Raw genomic sequence first — 20,443 nt, 5'->3', positions numbered from 1 at the left:
AAAATTATTTGATAAAATTAGTTATTTTGCTTTCATATTCTTTATTATGAATTGGAAGCAGGCGCAGAAAGAATTTCAAAATTACCTACGAATTGAACGTGGTTTAGCTGAAAACACAGTTCAAAATTATAGTTTAGACTTGGCCAAATTAATTCAGTTTTTAGATCAATACTATGAGGGAATAAATCCCTTACAAATAGAGCCAACTCATTTATATGCCTTTGTACACCAACTTGCTAAAGTGGTAAATGCAAGAAGTCAAGCCCGCATTATTTCTGGTTTAAAAAGTTTTTTTGAATATTTATTGATAGAAGACTTTAGAGTAGATAACCCTTCAGAACTACTTGAAGCACCTAAAATAGGCAGAAAGTTACCTGATACTTTGTCAACTTCTGAAATAGACCGACTTATAGGTGCTATTGATTTGTCGCATCCACAAGGCGAGCGAAATAAAGCAATTATTGAAACTTTGTATGGCTGTGGATTACGAGTAAGTGAGCTTGTTGGTTTACGACTATCTGATTTATATTTTGAAGAAGGTTTTATTAGTGTTCTTGGGAAAGGTAATAAGCAACGCCTTGTACCTATTGGCAATTTTACTATAAAGTTAATTAATATCTATAAAGACGAAGTCCGCGTACATGAATCCATTGATAAGTCTGCAAGCGATATTTTATTCCTTAATCGACGTGGTAAGGCTTTAACGCGTGTTATGATATTTACTATCGTTAAAAATTTGGCTAAAGCAGCAAACCTTCAAAAAAAAATTAGTCCACATACTTTTCGCCATTCGTTTGCTACCCATTTATTAGAGAATGGAGCCGATTTACGAGCTATTCAACAAATGCTCGGACATGAAAGTATAACTACTACCGAAATTTACATGCATTTAGACACTTCACATCTAAAAGAAACCGTCTTAAAATATCATCCGAGAGCGTAATGAAAATTTTAACTCATACTTTTTCTAATACAAAATCTTTCTTTTTAAATACTACTTCTGTATTTTGCATAAAAATTTAAAATGGCTAAAATACTTATTGCAGAAGACGAACCTTCTATACGTAGAGTTTTAATCAAGATACTATCTGAGGAAAACGAATCTTACTTCATTGAAGAAGCAGAAGATGGGGCTGTAGCAATTCAGAAAATTAAATCGATGATTTTCGACCTAGTACTTTGCGATATAAAAATGCCTAAAAACGATGGTTTGGAAGTATTAACCCAAATTAAGGAACACCAACCCGACGTTCCAGTAGTTATGATTTCTGGCCATGGCGATATTAATACAGCTGTAGAAACCATGCGAATGGGTGCTTTTGATTATATTGCTAAGCCACCCGATTTAAACCGTTTACTTACAACTGTTCGTATTGCTTTAGACAATAATCAGTTAAAAACAGAAAATAAAAACCTGAAAAAAAAGGTTTCTAAAAAGTACGAAATGATTGGTGATTCCGAGTCCATACATTCTGTTAAGCATATAATCGACAAAGTAGCGCCAACTGATGCACGCGTTTTAATCACTGGAGAAAATGGTACTGGAAAAGAATTAGTAGCCCATTGGTTGCACGAAAAAAGTGAACGCGTAAAAAAGCCTTTTATTGAAATAAATTGTGCTGCAATACCATCAGAATTAATTGAAAGCGAATTATTTGGTCATGTAAAAGGTGCATTTACTTCAGCTAATAAAGATCGAGCTGGTAAATTTGAAGCTGCCAATGGCGGAACCATTTTTTTAGATGAAATTGGAGACATGAGCCTTCCTGCTCAAGCTAAGGTTTTACGTGCACTTCAAGAAAATAAAATACAACGTGTTGGGAGCGATAAAGATATAAAAGTAGATGTTCGGGTAATAGCAGCAACCAATAAAGATTTAAAAAATGAAATTAGTAATAAAAAATTTAGAGAAGACTTGTACCATAGGTTAGCCGTTATTTTAATTCAAGTTCCATCTTTAAACGAAAGAAGAGAAGACATTCCTTTATTGGTAGACCATTTTGCAAAAACCATTGCAAAAGAAAATGGCGATGCTCCTAAAACTTTTTCTAAAAGTGCTCTTAATGAATTGAAATCGTATAATTGGACGGGAAATATAAGAGAATTAAGAAATGTAATAGAGCGGCTTCATATCCTAGGTGATTATGAAATCACTAAACAAGATGTAGAATTATTTGCTTCTAAGTAAGTTTGGAGTTATCCATAAAAAAAACGGTCTTGATTAAGTTCAAGACCGTTTTCTATTTACAATCAACTAATTTTACTTAGCAAACTTAAATGAATATAATCCATTTTCTGTGTTAATTTCAGCAATATAAACACCAGTATTTAATGTATTGATGTCAATTTGCGCTTCAGTTGCACCATTTAGTTCATTGTTAATAATTTGCTTACCGCTGATATCAAAAATTTGAATTTGATTAAATTGCGTAGAAGCTTGAATATTCAATTTGTTGTTGTCAATAAAGTGAACAAAATTATTTTCTACAACAAATTCGTTATTAGATAAGGTTTCAGCGAATACATTAAGTTCATGAATGGCTATAAAATCCATATCTGTTGTATTGAAATGTCTAAATGTGATATACACTTCAGACTCGCCTGCAAAACTAGAAATATCATGAGTATGAGTTTCTTGTGGGATACCACCAGCTCCATTACCAAGAGTTGTTGTGAAAATTGGTGTTTCAGCTTGTATTGTAGTAAAATCGTCTGTTGTTGTAACATAAACAGAATAGGTTTCTTGATCCCATGCCTGTGCTGCTACTTGAGTGATATAATCTACAGTTATGGTACCACTTGCAGAAGATAAATCTATAGCTGGACTAACAGCCCAGTTATCTGGAGTTAGAGGAGAACCTTGCCATGATCTAGAAATTAGTGAAGGAGGTGTTATAAATCCACCCTCGCCATCGCCAATTTGGTTTAAATCACCCCAAAAGTTTCCATCACCGTCTTCATCATAAAATGTCCAGCCTGGAAAAGTATCGTCTGTAAAATCGTCTGTAAACGCACTTTGTTGTGCATAACCTAAGCTTACGACAAAAATCATTGTTAATAAAAAAGTAATTTTCTTCATATTTATTTGTTTTAGATGTTTGTATACAATATTAACAAAAAATAATTAATTTTTTATTTAATCCAAAAAAAACGTCCTTTCGAATGAAAGGACGTTTTTATAAATATTAACTAAATTAAGTATTTTATCTAGCAAATTTAAATGAATATAAACCATTTTCTGTATTAATTCTAGCAATATAAATACCAGTATTTAATGTATTGATGTCAATTTGCGCTTCAGTTGCACCATTTAATTCATTGTTAATAATTTGCTTACCACTGATATCAAAAATTTGAATTTGATTAAATTGCGTATTAGCTTGAATGTTTAATTTGTTGTTGCCAATAAAGTGAACAAAATCATTTTCTAAAACAAACTCATTATTGCTTAGCGTACTTTCAGTTGTAAAAGACCAAACAGGGCTCTCTGCTGAACCTTGGCTATTGATTGAAGTAACTTTCCAAAAATAAGTTGTATCAAATTGTAAACCTGTTAAAGTTAGGGCTGGACTAGGTAAAGTAGTACTAAAAGCATCTACATTTGAATCAAGTCCTAATTCAAAAAGATACGAAGTTGCTGGCTCAGAGCTGTCTGGTAATTCAAAACCAAATACATACTGGTAAACTTGTACGCCTTCATCATTTATACCACCATCAGATAAAAAAACAGTAGATTGGTCTGCAGGATCAGGGTTTATAACGGCTTGTGGAGCTGTAGTAGCTAAGCTAATAAATTCAGCATTTCTAAGCGCCCACGCATCACCGTCGTTATTAGAATAAACGAAAGCGATAAACACATCGTCTCCAGCATAAGCTGATAAGTCAACTTCTACAGTGTTAAAGGTTGCTTCGGGTAGTAAATCTGTTTCAGTAAAAGTTTCTATAGTTGTGTATAAACTTGGATCTACTCTATCGCTTCCAGCTCCGTCAACTTGTACACGAACTGATAGTGTAGAACCATAATCTGGTGCATTAAATGGAGTAGCTTCAAATAAAAGTACTGGTGTAGTTGCATCTATAGTGTAAGATGGACTTGCAAGCCAATCTTCAGCTGTTTCACCAGCCCCAACAGCTTCCCATAAAACTAGTGCAAAGCCATTTTCACTTTGTTGCCAAGATTCAACTGTTCCAATTCCATTATCAAATATGGCCCAAGTCGCTGGTAAACTATTTGGTCCTTCAAAAGTTTCAGGAAATTGAGCATAAGTCGATAAAGTTGCTAGAAAAGCTAGCATAAGTAAGGTAATTTTATTCATAAATATATAATTTTATTGAGTTACAATAATAAGGATTTACTCAGTAAAGAAAGCTTTGCACATGATTTTTAACTTATCTTTAATTTACTTGATAAAAATTTAAGATTTTTAAATATCTGTTAATAATTAAATTTTCTAGTCCATCAAATTCCTATCTTTGCAATCCTTTGAAAGCCGTAGCCAAAATAAAAGCACCCATATCTCATGAAATGGAAATTTTTGAAAAAAAATTCTCTCTATTCATGTCTTCTCGTGTAGCTTTACTAAATAAAATCACCCATTTTATTGTCAACAGAAAAGGCAAGCAGATGCGACCTATGTTTGTATTTTTGGTAGCAAAAATGCTCTCAAAGGGAGATGTTAACGATCGAACCTATCGTGGTGCTGCGGTAATAGAATTAATTCATACCGCTACTCTTGTCCATGACGATGTGGTAGACGATAGTAACCGAAGACGCGGTTTTTTTTCAATCAATGCTTTATGGAAAAATAAAATTGCTGTTTTAGTAGGTGATTTTTTACTCTCAAAAGGTTTATTGCTTTCCATAGATAATGACGATTTTGATTTACTCAAAATTATATCTGTTGCTGTTCGTGAGATGAGTGAAGGCGAACTTCTTCAAATTGAAAAATCTAGAAAACTAGATATTACTGAAGATGTATATTACGAGATTATTCGCCAAAAAACAGCCACGCTTATTGCTGCCTGTTGCAGCCTTGGTGCTGCCGCTGTTCAGCCAAACTCAGAACACATAGAAAAAATGAGAAAGTTTGGAGAATTAATAGGTATGGCTTTTCAGATTAAAGATGATTTATTTGATTATGGTGAAGAAAAAATAGGCAAACCAACAGGTATTGATATTAAAGAACAAAAAATGACGCTCCCTTTAATTTATGCTTTAAATACGTCTGCTGCTAAAGATAAAAAATGGTTAATTAATTCTGTTAAAAACCATAATAAAGATAAGAAACGTGTAAAAGAAATTATTGCTTTTGTTAAACAATCTGGTGGCTTGGATTATGCTATAGAGCAAATGAAAAAATACCAAACCGAAGCATCATTAATTCTTAATTCTTATCCAGATTCTGAATACAAAACTTCATTACAGACCTTAATCGATTACGTTATAGAAAGAGAAAAATAAAAACAGAGAATTAAAGCTCAATCAATGTTTCTTTAGATGCTTTTTCTTTTTTCATATAAAAATCAATTCTTCCCATATTTAGTCCTGCCCAACCAACTTGATTTACCAGCACATTTTTAAAATCTAAATTTTCAATAAGCGATGGTTTTTCTAAAAAAGTGTGCGTATGGCCACCGATTATTAAATCGATATCTCGTGTTTGTTGTGCAAGTTTTACATCGCATATTTTACGACCACTGTAGTTAAAACCTAAATGCGATAAGCAGATTACTAAATCGCATTCTTCTTCATTTTTTAGCTTTTTAACAGTGTCTTTAGCTACATCAACAGGGTCTATATATTCAGTTTCTTTAAATAATTTTTTTGAAACCAAACCATTTAGCTCAATTCCTAAACCAAAAACACCAATTTTAACACCGTCCATTTCGTAAGTTTGGTAAGGTTTTACCAAGCCATCTAAAATGGTGTTTTTTAGATTGTAATTTGCATTTAATAATTTAAAATCAGCATGGGCTAATTGTGCAGCAATATTTTCTATTCCATTATCAAACTCATGATTTCCTATTGTTGAAGCATGATAACCCATTTTACTCATTAATTTGTATTCCAGCTCTCCACCATAAAAATTAAAATAAGGTGTTCCTTGAAAAGCATCTCCAGCATCGAGTATCAAGGTGTTGGGATTTTCTTTTTTTACCATGTTTATATATGCGTAGCGTCTTGCAGCCCCACCACGACCTGGATACTTAGCATGCGTATTGCTAAAAGCTTCAATATGGCTGTGTACATCGTTGGTATGTAAAATTGTAATCTGCTTTGCATCTTCTTCAACTTTTGTTAACGAAGAATTTAATAAACTAAAACTTCCAAAACCTAAAACACTAGAAGCAACGCCTGTTTTCTTAATAAAATTTCTTCTTTTCATAGTGTTGTTAAAATGAATCTGAAACAGTAAAGCGCTTCTCTACTGTTGCTAAAATTTGTTCTTTTTTTTCGAAATAATCAATTAAAATATTTCGTAGTTTATAGTCTAAGTGATACACATTCTTATTATCTTCAAAAAAAGACATTTCATCTCCACCTTGCAATAAATAATCTGAAGTTGCAATATAAAAATGCTTGTCTTTTTGGTCGTTCAATTTAATTTCTTCTCCATTTATACTTGCCTTTTTAAAAGTATAATCATGATTTAACTGAAGTTGTATTCCTGCAATAGGATGGGCTATTTTTTTCTTCATTAAATAACGAATCATCTTTTGTACACTCTCATAAGTAAGCTCTACTACAACTACTTCATTTTCAAAAGGCATAATATCGAAAGCAGTACGAACGCTAATATCACCTTTACTTATTCCTGCACGAATCCCACCATAATTTAGTAAAACGGCATCAATATTTAAATTTTGTTGTTTCTTAAAAATGGGAGTGGCTTCTTCAAGTACAGCGTCTGCCATCATGTTACCAATAGCCGTGTTGTACTTGCCTTGGCTTTTAAACATGCTTTGTGGTGCATAACTTAAAACTTTTTTCATTTCTCCTTCAATTCTGCTTTTATAAGGAGCTATAAAATTTTCAATTTCTTCATCAGCCATAAGATTTGCATCTATAGCTTGTTGTTTATAGTTAATTTTAACTGGCTTAACATATTCTTTTTCACAACTTAATGCACCTAAGCTTATACAGATAAGGAGTATGTTAATAATTTGTGTTTTCATTATTACGAATTAAGCTTCAAAGATAGTAAAGTAAGCACTTATTACTAATATAATTGTATAACAATGGAGCGAATTTACTTTTTTTGAAGTATCTAATTTAAATTAAAGAAACTAAACTTTTAATTTGTGTATTTTTGAATTCTTAATTTTTTTGAATTGATAAGTAAGTCTACCATAGAAAAAGTATTTGATATTGCTCGTGTTGAAGAAGTAATAGGCGACTTTGTGCAGTTAAAAAAGTCAGGTTCTAATTTTAAAGGATTAAGCCCTTTTACTGAAGAACGGACGCCTAGTTTTATGGTTTCGCCTGTAAAACAAATTTGGAAAGACTTTTCGAGTGGTAAAGGTGGTAATGCGGTTTCATTTATTATGGAACACGAACACTTTAGTTATCCTGAAGCTATAAAATATTTAGCTAAACGTTACGGAATTGAAATTGAAGAAACTGAACAAACCGACGAAGAGAAACAAAAAGCTAGCGAAAAAGAAAGCCAATTTTTAGTTTCAGAATTTGCAAAGACTTTTTTTGAAGATCAACTTTTTAATACCACCGAAGGGAAGCAAATTGGATTGAGCTATTTTAAAGAACGTGGATTTACAACCGAAACCATCAAAGACTTTAGTTTAGGTTACTCACCCGACCAATGGCACGCTTTTACTGATGAAGCTTTAAAAAAAGGATATCAACTTAATTATTTAGAAAAGACAGGACTAAGCATAGTAAAAGGCGATAAAAAATTCGATCGATTTAAAGGTCGTGTTATTTTTCCTATCTTTTCTATGTCTGGTCGAGTTTTGGGTTTTGGAGGTAGAATTTTAAAAAACGATCCAAAGGCAGCAAAATATTTAAACTCTCCCGAAAGTGAAATTTACCACAAAAGTAAAGTGCTTTACGGTTTGTATCAAGCTAAAAAATACATAGCCAAAGAAGATAATTGTTATTTAGTTGAAGGCTATACCGATGTTATTCAGTTTTTTCAAACTGGAGTAAAAAATGTTGTAGCTTCTTCGGGTACGGCACTTACACCAGATCAAATTCGATTAATTAATAGGTTAACCCCAAACATAACGGTACTTTTTGATGGTGATGCTGCAGGTATTCGAGCATCTTTACGCGGTATAGATTTAATTTTGGAACAAGGTATGAACGTGAAGGTTTGTACTTTTCCAGCAGGTGAAGATCCAGACAGCTTTGCTAAAAACAACAATGAAGTAGAGTTAAAGGCTTACTTAAATGATAATGCAACCGATTTTATTCAGTTTAAAGCTTCGTTGTTAGCTGAATCTGCTATAAACGACCCTATTCGCAAAGCAGAAGTTACCCGAGAAATTGTAAATAGTATTTCTTTGATTCCTAATGAAATTCAGCAGGAAATTTATATCAAGGAATGTGCTAGAATTATGAATGTTTCTGAAGAAGTTTTGTTTAGCTCGTTAGCACAAATTTTAGCTAAAAAACAACGCGACGAATCGAAAAAAAAATATGCTCCAGAAAAACCAATGGCCTTAGTAAAGCCAGAAGAAAATCAGGTAAAAGCAGAAGCCGTCGATCCAAAATATATCCTCGAACGAAAAATTATTTCACTATTATTAAAACACGGTCACGAACGAAATGTTTTTAACGACGTAGTGATTGATATTGATGAAAATGAAGAAATTATTTATAAAAATTTAGAAGTAGAATGTAGCGTTTACGATAAAATTTATAAAGATTTACAAGACGATGAAACTGAATTTAGTAATCCTATTTTTAGTGAATTGCACAAAAAAATTGAAGTTGAGCTGGCAAGTAAAGGAAAAATTGAAGTAAATGCTTTTTTACAATCCTTAAGTCAAGATGAAGCTACCGAAGTTACCCATATTTTAATGGAAGATGAAAAGGAAAAACTTCATCGGTGGCAAGATGCCAATATTTTTGTAACCGATAAATCTATTTTAGATCCTAAAGAAGTAGTGCAAACTATTTTAAGTATGCGTAGATTACTCATAAAAGAAAAAGTAAATCAATTTGGGGAAAAAATTAAAACAAATCCTAACGAAGACGTTTTTCAAATTCTTACTGAAATTAAAGACTATAAACAGTTAGAAGTAATAATTTCTAAACGTTTAGATCGGGTATTGTAATTTTCTGAAGCTACAATTCGCTGTTAAACAACTTGCTTTTAGTAACAAAATCCCATAAACAAACTCCAGTGCTAACTGAAATGTTTAAAGAATGTTTAGTGCCTAATTGTGGTATTTCAATTATACCATTGCAATTATTTACAACTTCTTGTTGTACACCTTTTACTTCGTTACCAAATATAAAAGCATATTTTTGGCTGGGTTTAACTTGAAACTGATGTAATTCTGTAGCCTTTTCTGCTTGTTCTATAGCGTAAACTTTTATTTGTTCTTTTTTGAGTTTTTCTACCAATTTAATTGTGCTCTCTACATATTCCCAGTCTACACTTTCGGTAGCACCTAAAGCTGTTTTATGAATGTCTTTATGTGGAGGTTTAGCAGTTATGCCACACAAGTATATTTTTTCAATTAAAAAAGCATCAGCAGTTCTAAAAACAGAACCTATATTATTTAAACTGCGTACATTGTCTAAAATAACAATCAGTGGAGTTTTTCTAGCTGCTTTAAATTCATTCAGGCTTTTGCGGTCTAATTCTTCGTTTTTTAGTTTACGCATGTTGTTCTTTTTTGGGCGGATCGTAGCGCATAAAAACCATAGTATCACCGCTTGGGTGTTTCCAATCTTTTAATTTTTTAAAACCATAACGTTGATAAGCCAGTGCAACTCGCCGAATTCTAGTTTCTGCATAAATAGGAATTTGGAGTTGATAAGCACGTTCGTAAAACTCATCTTTCATTTTAAAAGCTGTCATTTTATCGGTTACTCCTCGAGCATCAGCTAAAATTCCCCAAAACCAACAATACAAATAGGTACCTTGGTTAGGGCGTTGTTTACGAACAACTTGTTGAGTTTTAAAGGCTTTTAAACCTTTTTTAATACCCGTAACATGAATTGCTAATTTTAAATCTTCCCAGGTGTCTAACCAAAAATTTTTTTGGCTACCATCAATCTTAAATAAAATTGCAATCCCTTTTAAATCATCGCTTACAATTAAGGCATCTTCTCTTATGGCTTTTTCTACCATGTGTTTAGCAAGATAGCGAAAGCGTTGTTGCTTTTTGTCGTCGTCTTTTACAATTTCTAAAGAGCTTGGTACCTCTTGAAGTAGCTGAGCAATGTTATTAATTATAGTCTCTTTATTGTCTTCCAAAATTAGATTTTTTTAAAGCATAAAACTCTGCAATATACAATATTTTTCAGTTTAATTTTTGAAGTAAACTTCCTTTTATGCTTAGTTACTCTAACTTGTATTTGATGAAGCACAAACAACTTTTAGAAAAAAATTCACCTAAAAAATTAAAATGATTTCATTTGAAAAAATATTCGAGAAGAGAATATATTTTTTTCAATAAAGCCATTTATCCCCAAATCGCTAAACAATTAAGATAGCTTATTAAAAATTCTCAATTCCGACTTCTAGTCGCTAGATCTTAACTAAAATTTTATCAAACATTCTTTTCTAATGAGTTTTGTTTCTCTTTTAAGGATCGCTAATATTTAGGCTTATTATGTGGCAACCAGAAACCAATATTTTTATTATGATAAATGAAGGATAAGCCAGCAAAAAATTAGAAGACAAACTTGAATGCATCTAAATGCTTAAATAATGTTCTAGCCAATTCGAAAGTTTAATTAGAAAAGTAGTTGAAAAAACAGGCCATAAAAGTATTTTTTCATAAATTAACTTTATCCAAAGCTAAACTCCTTGGCGTATAAATCCATTTTGGATTCATGCTTACAAAGCTATAAATAAACTACATTTGCAAATTTTTTATTGTAATGCTAAACAGATATACCAAGGAGTTTTTTACGAATTATAAGCTAGCTTATCCGATTATGCTGGGCCAGTTAGGTCATATATTAGTTGGATTTGTAGATAATGTAATGATTGGTAAGTTGGGTGCAGCTCCTTTGGCAGCTGTTTCACTAGGAAATAGCCTAGTTATGTTTGCTTTGTTTTTAGGAATCGGTTTTAGTTTTGCAATTACTCCTTTAGTAGCAGAAGCCGATGGTGAAGAAGACCGTACAAAAGGAAGGCAAATTTTTCAGCATGGTTTATTAATGTGTGGTTTTATTGGAGTTTTGTTACTGCTTTTTTTGGTGTTCTCAAAACCGATTTTATTTTATCTAGACCAGCCGCTTGCTGTTGTAAACTTAGCCATGCCTTACTTAAATATTATTGCTTTATCTATGCTTCCTATGATGCTTTTTCAAGGTTTAAAGCAATTTGCCGACGGTTTGTCGCTAACTAAATATGCCATGTATGCTACCATTGGAGCTAATTTAATAAATGTACTTTTAAACTATTTACTAATTTATGGAGTTTGGATTTTTCCGAGACTTGAAATTGAAGGAGCCGCTATTGGAACTCTTATTTCCCGCATTTTTTTAGTTAGTTTTTTGTTTATTATTTTATTCAAGAAGCCTAAATTGAAGCCTTATTTTGTTTTAATGAAGAAGTCTTTACAAAAATTGATTTTTAAAAAACTTTTTCATCTTGGTTTTCCAACAGCTTTACAAATGATTTTTGAAGGCGGTATTTTTACAGCTACTGTTTTGCTAGCAGGAACACTCGGAACCAATGCACAAGCTGCTAATCAAATTGCGTTAAATTTAGCATCTATGACTTTTATGATTGCGGTTGGCTTAGGAGTAACCGCTACAATTCGTGTTGGTAATCAAAAAGGAAAAAAAGATTATGTTAGTTTAAAACGAATTGCATATTCTATTTTTATTCAAGTATTTACTATCATGTCTTTTTTTGCTTTAGGCTTTATTTTGTTGAAAGACTTTTTACCAAGCATTTATATCGATGATATAGAGGTTACGCAAATGGCCAGCCAGTTATTAATTGTCGCTGCTATTTTTCAACTGAGTGATGGTTTACAAGTAACCATCTTAGGTGCTCTACGTGGCATGCAAGATGTTTGGATTCCTACCTTAATTTGTTTTGTAGCCTATTGGATGATTGGCTTTCCAATTTCGTTTTTTACAGGTAAAGCTGATGTTTTTAGCAGTGTAGGCATTTGGTTAGGATTACTCGCTGGTTTAACCGCTTCTGCTATAATGTTATTTTTTAGATTCAATTACTTAACAAAAAAAATGCTTACAAAGACCAAACATAAAGCGGCGTAATATCTTATAAATGAAATGATTTTGATAATATTGCAATAAATTAACTTTTAATTTATGAAAATTCCGCGTTTTATAATGGGTGACGCTTCTGAATGTCCCGACTCAATTTTTGTTATTCATACTGAATTTCCTAGATGTATAATCGATTTATCTACAGACGAATTAAAGTTTTGGGAAGATATCTCTAAGGAAGATGAAGATGAATTACGCGAAGAAACAGCAAATTTAGTAAAAGAAGCAAGTGATTTTTATGATGCCGAAATTCAGTTTTACGAACAACAAGAAAATTAAACGAATGCATCATGATAAAAGGTTTAGATCAAGACTTGTTGCTAGCTTTTAATCAAAACCATACAGCGTTTTGGGATTTTTTTTGGCTTTTTTTTACGGATAAACTTACAGGTGCTATTTTTACGGCTATACTCATACTATTTTGTTGGAAAAAATCTAATTTTAAAACTGCATTTTGGGTTGGAACTTTTTTATTGGCTGGTATAGTTTTTACTGAACTCTTTTCTATGTTGGTTAAGACCAGCGTGGCTAGACCAAGACCTTGTAGCCAATATTCAGTCATTGCAAATCAAATTCGTTTATTAGCCGACGGTTTGTTTTTTAAAGGCGATTTAATTGATAGCAATCTGGTAAAGTGTGAAAAATTCAGTTTTTTTTCAGCGCATGCTGCGGTGTCTTTTGTTATTGCGGGATTTATAGGTAGACTTTTAGGCAGAATACACTTAATTTATTTTATAAGTATATGTATTTGGGCATTCTTAGTAAGTGCTAGTCGTATTTATTTAGGCTACCATTATCCAAGTGATATTATAGTAGGAACTTTATTTGGTTTTGGTGTGGGTGTTATATTCTATGAAATTTATCAAAAATTAGAACAAACTACATTAAAAAGTTACCGTTTTAAAGTTAGTAAATAGTTAGCTGCTTCAAATGGAGTTGTTTTTTGTTGATGTATTTTTTCCAATTGTTCGGCTAATTCTTTTTTAATTTCTGGATGATTGTAAAATTGACTTTTCAATTGTTCGTTGATGCTTTGTAATAACCAATATTTATTTTGTTGTTTTCGGTTTTCTTCAAAAAAGTTATTTTTTTTAGTAAGGCTAAAATAATTGGTTAGCATTTCCCAAGTTTGTTCTATTCCCCAATTTTCTAATGCAGAACAGAGTTTTACTTTAGGTATCCAATTACTTCGTTTTTCGGGATATAAATGTAATGCACGTTTAAATTCAACTTTTGCTTGTTTTGCAGCTTTCTTGTTTTGCCCATCAGCTTTGTTAATTAAAATAGCATCTGCCATTTCAATAATCCCACGTTTAATGCCTTGCAATTCATCTCCAGCTCCAGCTAATTTTAACAATAAGAAAAAATCAGTCATGCTGTGTACAGCGGTTTCACTTTGACCAACTCCTACGGTTTCAATTAAAATTACGTCAAAGCCTGCGGCTTCACATAAAATAACACTTTCTCTTGTTTTTCTTGCCACGCCACCAAGCGAGTCGCCAGAGGCGGTAGGACGTATAAATGCAGCTTCACTTTTAACCAATTCTTCCATTCGGGTTTTATCGCCTAGAATGCTTCCACCAGAAATTGAACTAGAAGGATCTACAGCTAAAACAGCCACTTTCTTGCCAAGTTGGATAAGGTAATTTCCAAAACTTTCAATAAAAGTGCTTTTTCCGACACCAGGAACACCTGTAATGCCAATCCTAACCGATTTATTAGCGTGTGGTAAACTTGCTGCTATAATTTTTTTTACTGCATGTTCATGCTTATTTGCATTGCTTTCTATTAAAGTAATAGCTTTACTGAGTTGTGTTTTATTTCCTTTTAGTAATCCTGTAATTATAGCATCTGTATTAAATCCTAATTTTCTAATCTCACGAATGCGTTTCTTACTCGCATGGCTAATGTGCGATTTTTCAACAGTAGCTTTGCTGTGTCCTAAAGCTGAAGTGAATTTAGAATTTTGTTTTGATGCCAACTTAAAAGTGTTTAGCACAAATTTATGAATTCATTTTTGTTCTCCGTTACTTAAGTTTCTACATTAGTAAAAAATATAATCATGGAAACAATTTATAAAGCAGCAACCAAAGCAATTGGTGGAAGAAAAGGTCATGTTAAATCTGAAGATGGACCAATAGATATGAAGTTGAGTCTTCCAAAAGCGCTTGGAGGCGATGGTGGAGACGGAGCTAATCCTGAGCAATTTTTTGGCGCAGCTTACGCAGCCTGTTTTGGAGGTGCAGTTGAAGCAGTTGCTAATAAACATAAAGTTGAAATTGGAGATTTTGAAGTTACAGCACATGTTAGCTTAGGAAAAACGGAAGAAGGCGACTTGCAATTGGCAGTTATTTTAGATACATACTTGCCAAAAGTCACTGATATTGAAACGGGAGAAAAGTTAGTTAATGAAGCTCACGTAATGTGTCCATTTTCTAGAGCTACTCGCGATAATATTGATGTAACACTCAATTTAATGTTAGACGAATAGTAATTTATCTATCAAAACTCATTAAAAAAACCTTGATGCATTCCATCAAGGTTTTTTTAATTGATCTAGGTTTTTTGTTTTTTAGGCTTAATTACAAGTCATTTTAATTGTCTTCCACATTAACGAGGTTTTTTAAATACTGCCAGCAGATGATTGATATTTTAGCACCTTAGGTATTGGTGTATTTATTAGCGACATTACATAATCAAAATAGTATTAACTCACTTCGCCTTTAATTTCTTGATTTTCTTTCTTCCAAATTTGATAGTTTTCAATATCGCTGTTAATCATTTTATAAGTAACGGCAATTACACTAGCATCGTCTATATAGCCAACAAACGGAATAAAATCGGGTATTAAATCTAAAGGGTTTAGTATATAAAGTAGCACAAACACAATAGCGGCAATGCTTAACCACGGAGTTTGTTTGTAGCGTTTGTTTTTGTAGTCTTTTAGTAATTGAAAAAGCAAAATAATTTGATTTTTAAAATCTTGTAAGTATTTCAGTTTACTTTTAATTTTTCCTTCGTTTTCTAAAGCTTCATTGAGCTGATCTTTGTCTAAGTTTTCTGCATTTTTGTTGATGTATGCTTCATCGATATTTTTAGATGATTTTTTCATGGGTTTCTATTTTAGATTCTTTTCCGTATTCTTCTTTGTAAATTTTCATTATTAACAAGAATAATGATATAAGTAAAGGACCAAATATCAAGCCAATAAATCCGAATAAAGGTACGCCAATTATAACGCCAAATAATGTAATTAGCGGATGCTCATCTGCCATTTTTTTCAGAACGTACAAGCGAATTAAGTTATCGCTAGCACCAACCACTACAAATCCATAAACTAAAATACCAATTCCACTTGCCGTTGCTCCTTCAGCAAATAAAATAATACTAACAGGTAAAATTCCGATGGCAGTTCCTACAAAGGGTAAAACCGAACCAACCGATGTAATTACAAACCAAAACCAGGGATTGGGTACATCAAAAATCCAAAATCCGATTAATGCAATTAGTCCTTGAAAAAGGGCAACTAACGGAATACCAATGGCATTGGCTTTAACTTTTTGGTAAGCTTCATTGCCAATTCGTTTAAAATTTTCTACTCCTATGGGTACGTATGCTTCTAAAGTTTGCTGTAGTTTTTTATAATTAATAAGCATATAATACAGTAAAAAATACATAATAGTTAATGCTATAAATACATCAAAAGTTCCTGTAGCAAGTCCTTTTAAGCTGCTAGATACCCAATCGGTTACAGAATTCGGATCAAGTTGGGAAGCAAGTTCAAATCCTAAATAATCTTCTATTATTACTAACTGATTTTTGAATGCCTTAACTAGTTGCTCAGAATTTTTTACAGCTTGCCCAATTTTATTGGTCATTAAGTATACAATGGTAAAAACAGGTAATATTATTAAAATGGTCGAAATAAATAATATTAGAGAACTTGCAAAAAAGGGATTCCATTTTTTTGCTCGCATTTTTGCCATACTTTTTTTAAAAATCACAAATAAAGCAATAGCTCCAAGTACGCCAGACAAATAAGGAAATGTTTTACTTAAAATTAAGCCTGCTAAAATTATAATTAGTAGGAGAGTGAAAATTTGGCGTATTAAGGATGTGCTTATTTTTTGATTACTCATTTGGCAAATATTTGTTGTTCGTCTTTAAATGCTTTAAATTCTAAGGCATTTCCAGAAGAATCATAAAAAAACATGGTGGCTTGTTCTCCAACTTCTCCTTGAAAACGAATGTAAGGTTCTACTTGGAATTTTATTTTTTTAATACGAAGCATCTCAGAAAAGTTATGAAACTCATCCCAATCTAATAAAATGCCGAAATGTGGAATAGGAACTGTTTTACCATCAACAATGTTACTCACTTTTGAATTTTGATGAGCATTTTGGTCTTCATGAATTACTAACTGATGCCCGAAAAAATCGAAATCAACCCATTGTTTGTCACTTCTACCTTCCTGAAGCTCTAAGGTATTTCTATAAAAATTTCTAGCTTCTTCAAGGTTTTGAACAGGTATGGCTAAATGAAACGGACGTAATTTTTGCATTTTTTATGTTTTGGCTAAAATTACAATTAAACTTTTAATTTTTTTTAGCTAAAGCAGATTTTAAGCGCAATACTTCTTGGTCATTTAATTCTCTGTATTCGCCCTGTGGTACATCTAAAAACAAATGCATTAGTCGAATTCGTTTTAAGGCATATACCTTATAGTCTAAGGCTTCACACATTCTTCTAATTTGCCTGTTTAAGCCTTGCGTTAGCACAATTTTAAAACGGTAGTCGTCTACTTTTTCAACTTTACAGGGTAAAGTTACCGTATCTAAAATAGAAACACCATCAGCCATTTTATGTAAGAATTCATCAGTAATGGGTTGGTTAACTTTTACAATATATTCTTTTTCATTTTTATGTTTGGCTCTTAAAATTTGGTTCACTATGTCACCATCGTTGGTTAATAAAATTAGTCCTTCGCTCATTTTATCTAATCTGCCAATCGGAAAAATGCGTTTGTGGTAATTTACAAAATCAATGATGTTATCTTTTTCTACCCTAGTATCGGTGGTACAAACAATTCCTTTGGGTTTGTTTAGTAAAATATAAACAGGTTTGTTTTCTTGCTGTGGTATGGGTTTATCGTCTACTAAAATTTCTTGGCCAGGAATAATTTTAGTACCTAATTCAGGTACTTTTCCTTCAATTTTAATTCTTCCTTGGTTAAGTAATTCGTCTGCTTTTCTACGAGAGCAATATCCAATTTGGCTTAAATACTTATTTATTCTAACAGGTTGTTCTTTCTCCATAACTAATTTATTTTGCCAAAAATTCGAGTATATGCTGATGTATATAATCACGATTTAATGAGTGACCCGCGCCTTCAGTCTCTATATAATTTACTTTTTTTAATTGTTTTTCTAGATTTCTACCGGACTGAACAGGTACAATTTTGTCGTATTTATCATGAATTACCAAGCAATCTTTATCTACTGATTGCACAAAGTTTTGTGTTGTAAAATCTTTAAATCGATAACCAAATTTATCTTTAAAATAAGCTTCAACATCCTTCATTAATTTAGGTTTAAGTCCTAAAATTTGCTGTAAATCATCAATTATTTTTTTCATTTCAGTAGGTGCGCCTAAGCTTACTATTTTTTCAACTGAATTAGATCTGTTTTGAAATTCATTAAAAAAAATACTCATACCACCCATAGAATGACCAACCAAGTATTGAGGCTTATACATTTTTATCATTTTGCCAATGCATTTAGCATAGAGCGGAACATTTAGTAATTTAGCACCAGAATTGCCTTGTGCGGGTGCATCGAAGGCAATAATATTGTATTTTTCTGTAACTAATTGTTCAATTAAATCTCGCCATCTGCTGGTATTGCTATCCCAACCATGAAGTAACAAAACACTTGGTCCTTCATTTTTCCAATGGTAAGTTTGTAACTTAATATTACCATGATTTATTTTAGTGGCTTGGGCATTTCTTAAAAACAGCTCCTGATGTGGCTTAACTTTTCCGCCACGAGGCGTACAAAAAATGCGATAAACTTTAATTACAGCTTTTTTCTTATTAATTCGGTAAATTGAATTCAGTTGAAGGCCTATAAGTTTAGGAATATATTTTTTGAGTATTTTTTTCATAATTAGCTGAGATTTAGTTCTGAATCTAAAAAAGCTTCACCATACCAAATTACACGACCGCCAGCCTTTGTGTTTTGATTAATTAATGCTTCTTGAAGGTTTTTATTCAATGAAATGTGATTTACTACGAAATCTTCAAAGCTCTTAATATTTCCATTTTTTTCGGTAAAACCAAACCAATCTTTGGTTTGGTTATGCCATTCAACCCGAGCTAATCCAATCGATTTTAATTGTTTTAGATGATTTTTTGATTTGTTTTCGCCTAAAACAATAGCTTCATTGTTCTTGTTTTTTCCAGCTATATATCCCAAGCTAGCAATCCCTTTTAAAAAATGGTTTTGCTTGGTAAGTTCTAGATTCTTTTTTTCGAAATTAAAATTACTAATAACAGAATCTCTTAAGCTTGTTGAGACTAAAACTTGAATATAACCATCTTTTGTAGTTGTAGGAATATTTACTAAATCAATTTTCTTTTTCTGGCACGCTAATACAATGAATAAGCCAAAAATAAATAATTTACTTTTCTTCATCTAAACTAAAGTTCATCCATAAATGTTGAATTTTAGCATCATCTGGAATTTGGCTAGCTTTAATTTCAATATCCGAACCAGTCCGTAAATTCTCTGGAAGTTGTTTTTTGTTAATAGTTACAAATGCATCAATATCTTTAATAGTAACAATTACAGACATAAATGTATTTTGTATTTTTCCGATTTCGTAATTTTGATAAATATCTTTAAAAGTAGAATTTGTTCCAAAACCTTTTTCTGTAACAAACAAAGGACTAGCTACTTGTATTTGTTTAAAAGTACTGGTAGAATCATCTGCTTTTCTAGGTTCTAAAACCAAAAGTTTCTCACCTTCTTTGTTGTAAACTTCAACATCTTGAATTTTGGTTCTAAAACGGTCTTCTAAATCCATTCGAACAACAGAATCGTTTTTAAATAAATGCTCTAGCTCGTAAACGGGTGTATTAGCATTTACCAATCCGACTTGGTTTTTAGCTAATAAGAATTTATTTTTTTCAGCATTGGTACAAGATACTAAACCAATAAGCACTAAAATGACTGTAAATATTTTCTTCATAATTAAATTTTAAGTTACAAAAATAAGAATTGCTAGGGCTAAACAATTATACTTTTACTTAAATCTTATAGCTTTTATAAACAGAATTGAAGTAGTATCTTTGCCCGCTATGAAAAAAGAAAAAATTGAAACGCTTGTTCATGAAGGGAAAATGCTTCCTTTAATGGAAGCGTTTTACACAATACAAGGTGAAGGTCACCATACAGGAACATCGGCTTATTTTGTTAGAATAGGCGGTTGCGATGTAGGTTGCCATTGGTGCGATGTAAAAGAGAGCTGGAACGCAGAAAAACACCCACCAACAGTTACCGAAAAAATTGTAGATGATGTAGTGAAATACAGCGATACTGTTGTAGTTACTGGAGGCGAACCACTTACTTGGGATATGACTTTGCTTACTCAAATGCTCAAACAAAAAGACGTAAATATCCATATAGAAACTTCGGGAGCTTACCCTTTTACAGGAATTTGGGATTGGGTTTGTCTTTCGCCTAAAAAAAATAAATTACCTACAAAAGAAGCTTATCAAAAAGCACATGAGCTAAAAGTAATTGTTTTTAATAAACACGATTTGCAATTTGCTGAAGAACAGGCTACTCAAGTAAATAACGATTGTTTGCTTTACCTGCAACCCGAATGGAGTATGCGTGAAAAAATGATTCCTATAATTGTTGACTATGTAATGCAAAATCCGAAGTGGAAAATATCATTACAAACCCATAAATATTTAAGAATCCCTTAAATATT

The 20,443-nt window shown here is 32.1% G+C and carries 23 protein-coding genes; 9 read left to right on the top strand and 14 right to left on the bottom strand.

Annotation, left to right across the window (positions count from 1 at the left end):
• Positions 1-46 precede the first annotated feature (46 nt).
• Together xerD and IEV63_RS11375 are read left to right on the top strand one after the other, a co-directional pair.
• Positions 47-943: a site-specific tyrosine recombinase XerD gene (gene xerD / locus IEV63_RS11380; RefSeq protein ID WP_188406942.1), complete on the top strand. Its 897-nt coding sequence runs from the start codon at positions 47-49 to the stop codon at positions 941-943.
• 81 nt (positions 944-1,024) lie between these two features.
• Entirely contained in the window at positions 1,025-2,188 is a 1,164-nt protein-coding gene (locus IEV63_RS11375) for a sigma-54-dependent transcriptional regulator (protein ID WP_188406941.1), read from the top strand.
• A 72-nt stretch (positions 2,189-2,260) separates the two neighbouring features.
• Here IEV63_RS11375 and IEV63_RS11370 read toward each other — a convergent pair whose 3' ends face one another.
• Positions 2,261-3,079, bottom strand: a complete 819-nt coding sequence (locus tag IEV63_RS11370) for a T9SS type A sorting domain-containing protein (protein WP_188406940.1) — start codon at positions 3,077-3,079, stop codon at positions 2,261-2,263.
• 124 nt (positions 3,080-3,203) lie between these two features.
• Entirely contained in the window at positions 3,204-4,316 is a 1,113-nt protein-coding gene (locus IEV63_RS11365) for a T9SS-dependent choice-of-anchor J family protein (protein ID WP_188406939.1), read from the bottom strand.
• Positions 4,317-4,483: 167 nt separating this feature from the next.
• Here IEV63_RS11365 and IEV63_RS11360 point away from each other — a divergent pair, with 167 nt between their 5' ends.
• Positions 4,484-5,461 (top strand): polyprenyl synthetase family protein, encoded by a 978-nt coding sequence (locus IEV63_RS11360; RefSeq protein WP_188406938.1) that lies wholly within the window; start codon positions 4,484-4,486, stop codon positions 5,459-5,461.
• A 10-nt stretch (positions 5,462-5,471) separates the two neighbouring features.
• Here the strand turns inward: IEV63_RS11360 and IEV63_RS11355 are convergent, their stop codons facing one another.
• The gene (locus IEV63_RS11355; RefSeq protein ID WP_188406937.1) at positions 5,472-6,386 is read right to left on the bottom strand and encodes a bifunctional metallophosphatase/5'-nucleotidase; all 915 of its coding nucleotides are present in this window, start codon (positions 6,384-6,386) and stop codon (positions 5,472-5,474) included.
• A gap of 7 nt (positions 6,387-6,393) precedes the next feature.
• Positions 6,394-7,176 carry a 5'-nucleotidase C-terminal domain-containing protein gene (locus tag IEV63_RS11350; protein WP_188406936.1) on the bottom strand — a complete coding sequence of 261 codons (783 nt, stop codon included), beginning with the start codon at positions 7,174-7,176 and terminating at the stop codon, positions 6,394-6,396.
• 156 nt (positions 7,177-7,332) lie between these two features.
• Here IEV63_RS11350 and dnaG point away from each other — a divergent pair, with 156 nt between their 5' ends.
• Positions 7,333-9,300: a DNA primase gene (dnaG, locus tag IEV63_RS11345; protein ID WP_188406935.1), complete on the top strand. Its 1,968-nt coding sequence runs from the start codon at positions 7,333-7,335 to the stop codon at positions 9,298-9,300.
• A gap of 10 nt (positions 9,301-9,310) precedes the next feature.
• Here dnaG and IEV63_RS11340 read toward each other — a convergent pair whose 3' ends face one another.
• Together IEV63_RS11340 and IEV63_RS11335 are read right to left on the bottom strand one after the other, a co-directional pair.
• Entirely contained in the window at positions 9,311-9,856 is a 546-nt protein-coding gene (locus IEV63_RS11340) for an RNA methyltransferase (protein WP_188406934.1), read from the bottom strand.
• Positions 9,849-10,451, bottom strand: a complete 603-nt coding sequence (locus IEV63_RS11335) for a hypothetical protein (RefSeq protein WP_308419940.1) — start codon at positions 10,449-10,451, stop codon at positions 9,849-9,851. The genes IEV63_RS11340 and IEV63_RS11335 overlap by 8 nt, the downstream gene beginning before the upstream one ends.
• 629 nt (positions 10,452-11,080) lie before the next feature.
• Between IEV63_RS11335 and IEV63_RS11330 the strand changes: the two genes are divergently transcribed.
• From IEV63_RS11330 to IEV63_RS11320, 3 genes are read left to right on the top strand one after another with little or no spacing between them, the layout of a single operon-like run.
• Complete coding sequence (locus tag IEV63_RS11330) at positions 11,081-12,436, top strand: MATE family efflux transporter (RefSeq protein ID WP_188406933.1); 1,356 nt, start codon at positions 11,081-11,083, stop codon at positions 12,434-12,436.
• A gap of 54 nt (positions 12,437-12,490) precedes the next feature.
• Positions 12,491-12,727 (top strand): DUF8828 family protein, encoded by a 237-nt coding sequence (locus tag IEV63_RS11325; protein ID WP_188406932.1) that lies wholly within the window; start codon positions 12,491-12,493, stop codon positions 12,725-12,727.
• 11 nt (positions 12,728-12,738) lie between these two features.
• On the top strand, positions 12,739-13,365 hold the full coding sequence (locus IEV63_RS11320) for a phosphatase PAP2 family protein (RefSeq protein WP_188406931.1): 627 nt from the start codon (positions 12,739-12,741) through the stop codon (positions 13,363-13,365).
• Here IEV63_RS11320 and meaB read toward each other — a convergent pair.
• Positions 13,341-14,429: a methylmalonyl Co-A mutase-associated GTPase MeaB gene (meaB, locus tag IEV63_RS11315; RefSeq protein ID WP_188406930.1), complete on the bottom strand. Its 1,089-nt coding sequence runs from the start codon at positions 14,427-14,429 to the stop codon at positions 13,341-13,343. The genes IEV63_RS11320 and meaB overlap by 25 nt on opposite strands.
• Before the next feature lie 81 nt (positions 14,430-14,510).
• On the opposite strand from meaB, the gene IEV63_RS11310 reads away from it, so the two are divergent.
• Positions 14,511-14,939, top strand: coding sequence for an Ohr family peroxiredoxin (locus IEV63_RS11310; RefSeq protein ID WP_188406929.1), 429 nt, complete (start codon positions 14,511-14,513; stop codon positions 14,937-14,939).
• 216 nt (positions 14,940-15,155) lie between these two features.
• Here IEV63_RS11310 and IEV63_RS11305 read toward each other — a convergent pair whose 3' ends face one another.
• The 7 genes from IEV63_RS11305 to IEV63_RS11275 are packed head-to-tail and all read right to left on the bottom strand — an operon-like array spanning position 15,156 to position 19,696.
• The gene (locus tag IEV63_RS11305; protein WP_188406928.1) at positions 15,156-15,560 is read right to left on the bottom strand and encodes a YkvA family protein; all 405 of its coding nucleotides are present in this window, start codon (positions 15,558-15,560) and stop codon (positions 15,156-15,158) included.
• The gene (locus IEV63_RS11300; protein WP_188406927.1) at positions 15,544-16,587 is read right to left on the bottom strand and encodes an AI-2E family transporter; all 1,044 of its coding nucleotides are present in this window, start codon (positions 16,585-16,587) and stop codon (positions 15,544-15,546) included. The genes IEV63_RS11305 and IEV63_RS11300 overlap by 17 nt, the downstream gene beginning before the upstream one ends.
• Positions 16,584-17,009: a VOC family protein gene (locus IEV63_RS11295; RefSeq protein ID WP_188406926.1), complete on the bottom strand. Its 426-nt coding sequence runs from the start codon at positions 17,007-17,009 to the stop codon at positions 16,584-16,586. Before IEV63_RS11295 ends, IEV63_RS11300 begins: the two co-directional genes overlap by 4 nt.
• Positions 17,010-17,043: 34 nt before the next feature.
• Complete coding sequence (locus IEV63_RS11290; RefSeq protein WP_188406925.1) at positions 17,044-17,763, bottom strand: pseudouridine synthase; 720 nt, start codon at positions 17,761-17,763, stop codon at positions 17,044-17,046.
• 7 nt (positions 17,764-17,770) lie between these two features.
• Positions 17,771-18,610: an alpha/beta hydrolase gene (locus IEV63_RS11285; RefSeq protein ID WP_188406924.1), complete on the bottom strand. Its 840-nt coding sequence runs from the start codon at positions 18,608-18,610 to the stop codon at positions 17,771-17,773.
• A gap of 2 nt (positions 18,611-18,612) precedes the next feature.
• A complete protein-coding gene (locus tag IEV63_RS11280) occupies positions 18,613-19,140 on the bottom strand; it encodes a hypothetical protein (protein ID WP_188406923.1) in 528 nt (175 codons plus the stop codon).
• Positions 19,127-19,696: a hypothetical protein gene (locus tag IEV63_RS11275; RefSeq protein WP_188406922.1), complete on the bottom strand. Its 570-nt coding sequence runs from the start codon at positions 19,694-19,696 to the stop codon at positions 19,127-19,129. The genes IEV63_RS11280 and IEV63_RS11275 overlap by 14 nt, the downstream gene beginning before the upstream one ends.
• Positions 19,697-19,805: 109 nt before the next feature.
• On the opposite strand from IEV63_RS11275, the gene IEV63_RS11270 reads away from it, so the two are divergent.
• Entirely contained in the window at positions 19,806-20,438 is a 633-nt protein-coding gene (locus IEV63_RS11270) for a 7-carboxy-7-deazaguanine synthase QueE (protein ID WP_188406921.1), read from the top strand.
• Positions 20,439-20,443: the final 5 nt, after the last annotated feature.

Origin of the sequence: Psychroflexus salis, assembly GCF_014640175.1 — a bacterium.
Lineage (GTDB): Bacteria > Bacteroidota > Bacteroidia > Flavobacteriales > Flavobacteriaceae > Psychroflexus > Psychroflexus salis.
Note: the sequence above shows the minus strand (reverse complement) of the source record. Positions and strands in the feature narration are given on the sequence as shown.

Coding starts and splice junctions, on each gene's coding strand:
- IEV63_RS11285 (WP_188406924.1), bottom strand. CDS start 18,610: ATGAAAAAAATACTCAAAAAATATATTCCTAAACTTATAGGCCTTCAA.
- IEV63_RS11370 (WP_188406940.1), bottom strand. CDS start 3,079: ATGAAGAAAATTACTTTTTTATTAACAATGATTTTTGTCGTAAGCTTA.
- IEV63_RS11290 (WP_188406925.1), bottom strand. CDS start 17,763: ATGGAGAAAGAACAACCTGTTAGAATAAATAAGTATTTAAGCCAAATT.
- IEV63_RS11325 (WP_188406932.1), top strand. CDS start 12,491: ATGAAAATTCCGCGTTTTATAATGGGTGACGCTTCTGAATGTCCCGAC.
- IEV63_RS11320 (WP_188406931.1), top strand. CDS start 12,739: ATGATAAAAGGTTTAGATCAAGACTTGTTGCTAGCTTTTAATCAAAAC.
- IEV63_RS11305 (WP_188406928.1), bottom strand. CDS start 15,560: ATGAAAAAATCATCTAAAAATATCGATGAAGCATACATCAACAAAAAT.
- IEV63_RS11365 (WP_188406939.1), bottom strand. CDS start 4,316: ATGAATAAAATTACCTTACTTATGCTAGCTTTTCTAGCAACTTTATCG.
- IEV63_RS11340 (WP_188406934.1), bottom strand. CDS start 9,856: ATGCGTAAACTAAAAAACGAAGAATTAGACCGCAAAAGCCTGAATGAA.
- IEV63_RS11350 (WP_188406936.1), bottom strand. CDS start 7,176: ATGAAAACACAAATTATTAACATACTCCTTATCTGTATAAGCTTAGGT.
- IEV63_RS11300 (WP_188406927.1), bottom strand. CDS start 16,587: ATGAGTAATCAAAAAATAAGCACATCCTTAATACGCCAAATTTTCACT.
- IEV63_RS11310 (WP_188406929.1), top strand. CDS start 14,511: ATGGAAACAATTTATAAAGCAGCAACCAAAGCAATTGGTGGAAGAAAA.
- xerD (WP_188406942.1), top strand. CDS start 47: ATGAATTGGAAGCAGGCGCAGAAAGAATTTCAAAATTACCTACGAATT.
- IEV63_RS11375 (WP_188406941.1), top strand. CDS start 1,025: ATGGCTAAAATACTTATTGCAGAAGACGAACCTTCTATACGTAGAGTT.
- IEV63_RS11280 (WP_188406923.1), bottom strand. CDS start 19,140: ATGAAGAAAAGTAAATTATTTATTTTTGGCTTATTCATTGTATTAGCG.
- IEV63_RS11330 (WP_188406933.1), top strand. CDS start 11,081: ATGCTAAACAGATATACCAAGGAGTTTTTTACGAATTATAAGCTAGCT.
- IEV63_RS11295 (WP_188406926.1), bottom strand. CDS start 17,009: ATGCAAAAATTACGTCCGTTTCATTTAGCCATACCTGTTCAAAACCTT.
- IEV63_RS11270 (WP_188406921.1), top strand. CDS start 19,806: ATGAAAAAAGAAAAAATTGAAACGCTTGTTCATGAAGGGAAAATGCTT.
- IEV63_RS11355 (WP_188406937.1), bottom strand. CDS start 6,386: ATGAAAAGAAGAAATTTTATTAAGAAAACAGGCGTTGCTTCTAGTGTT.
- IEV63_RS11275 (WP_188406922.1), bottom strand. CDS start 19,696: ATGAAGAAAATATTTACAGTCATTTTAGTGCTTATTGGTTTAGTATCT.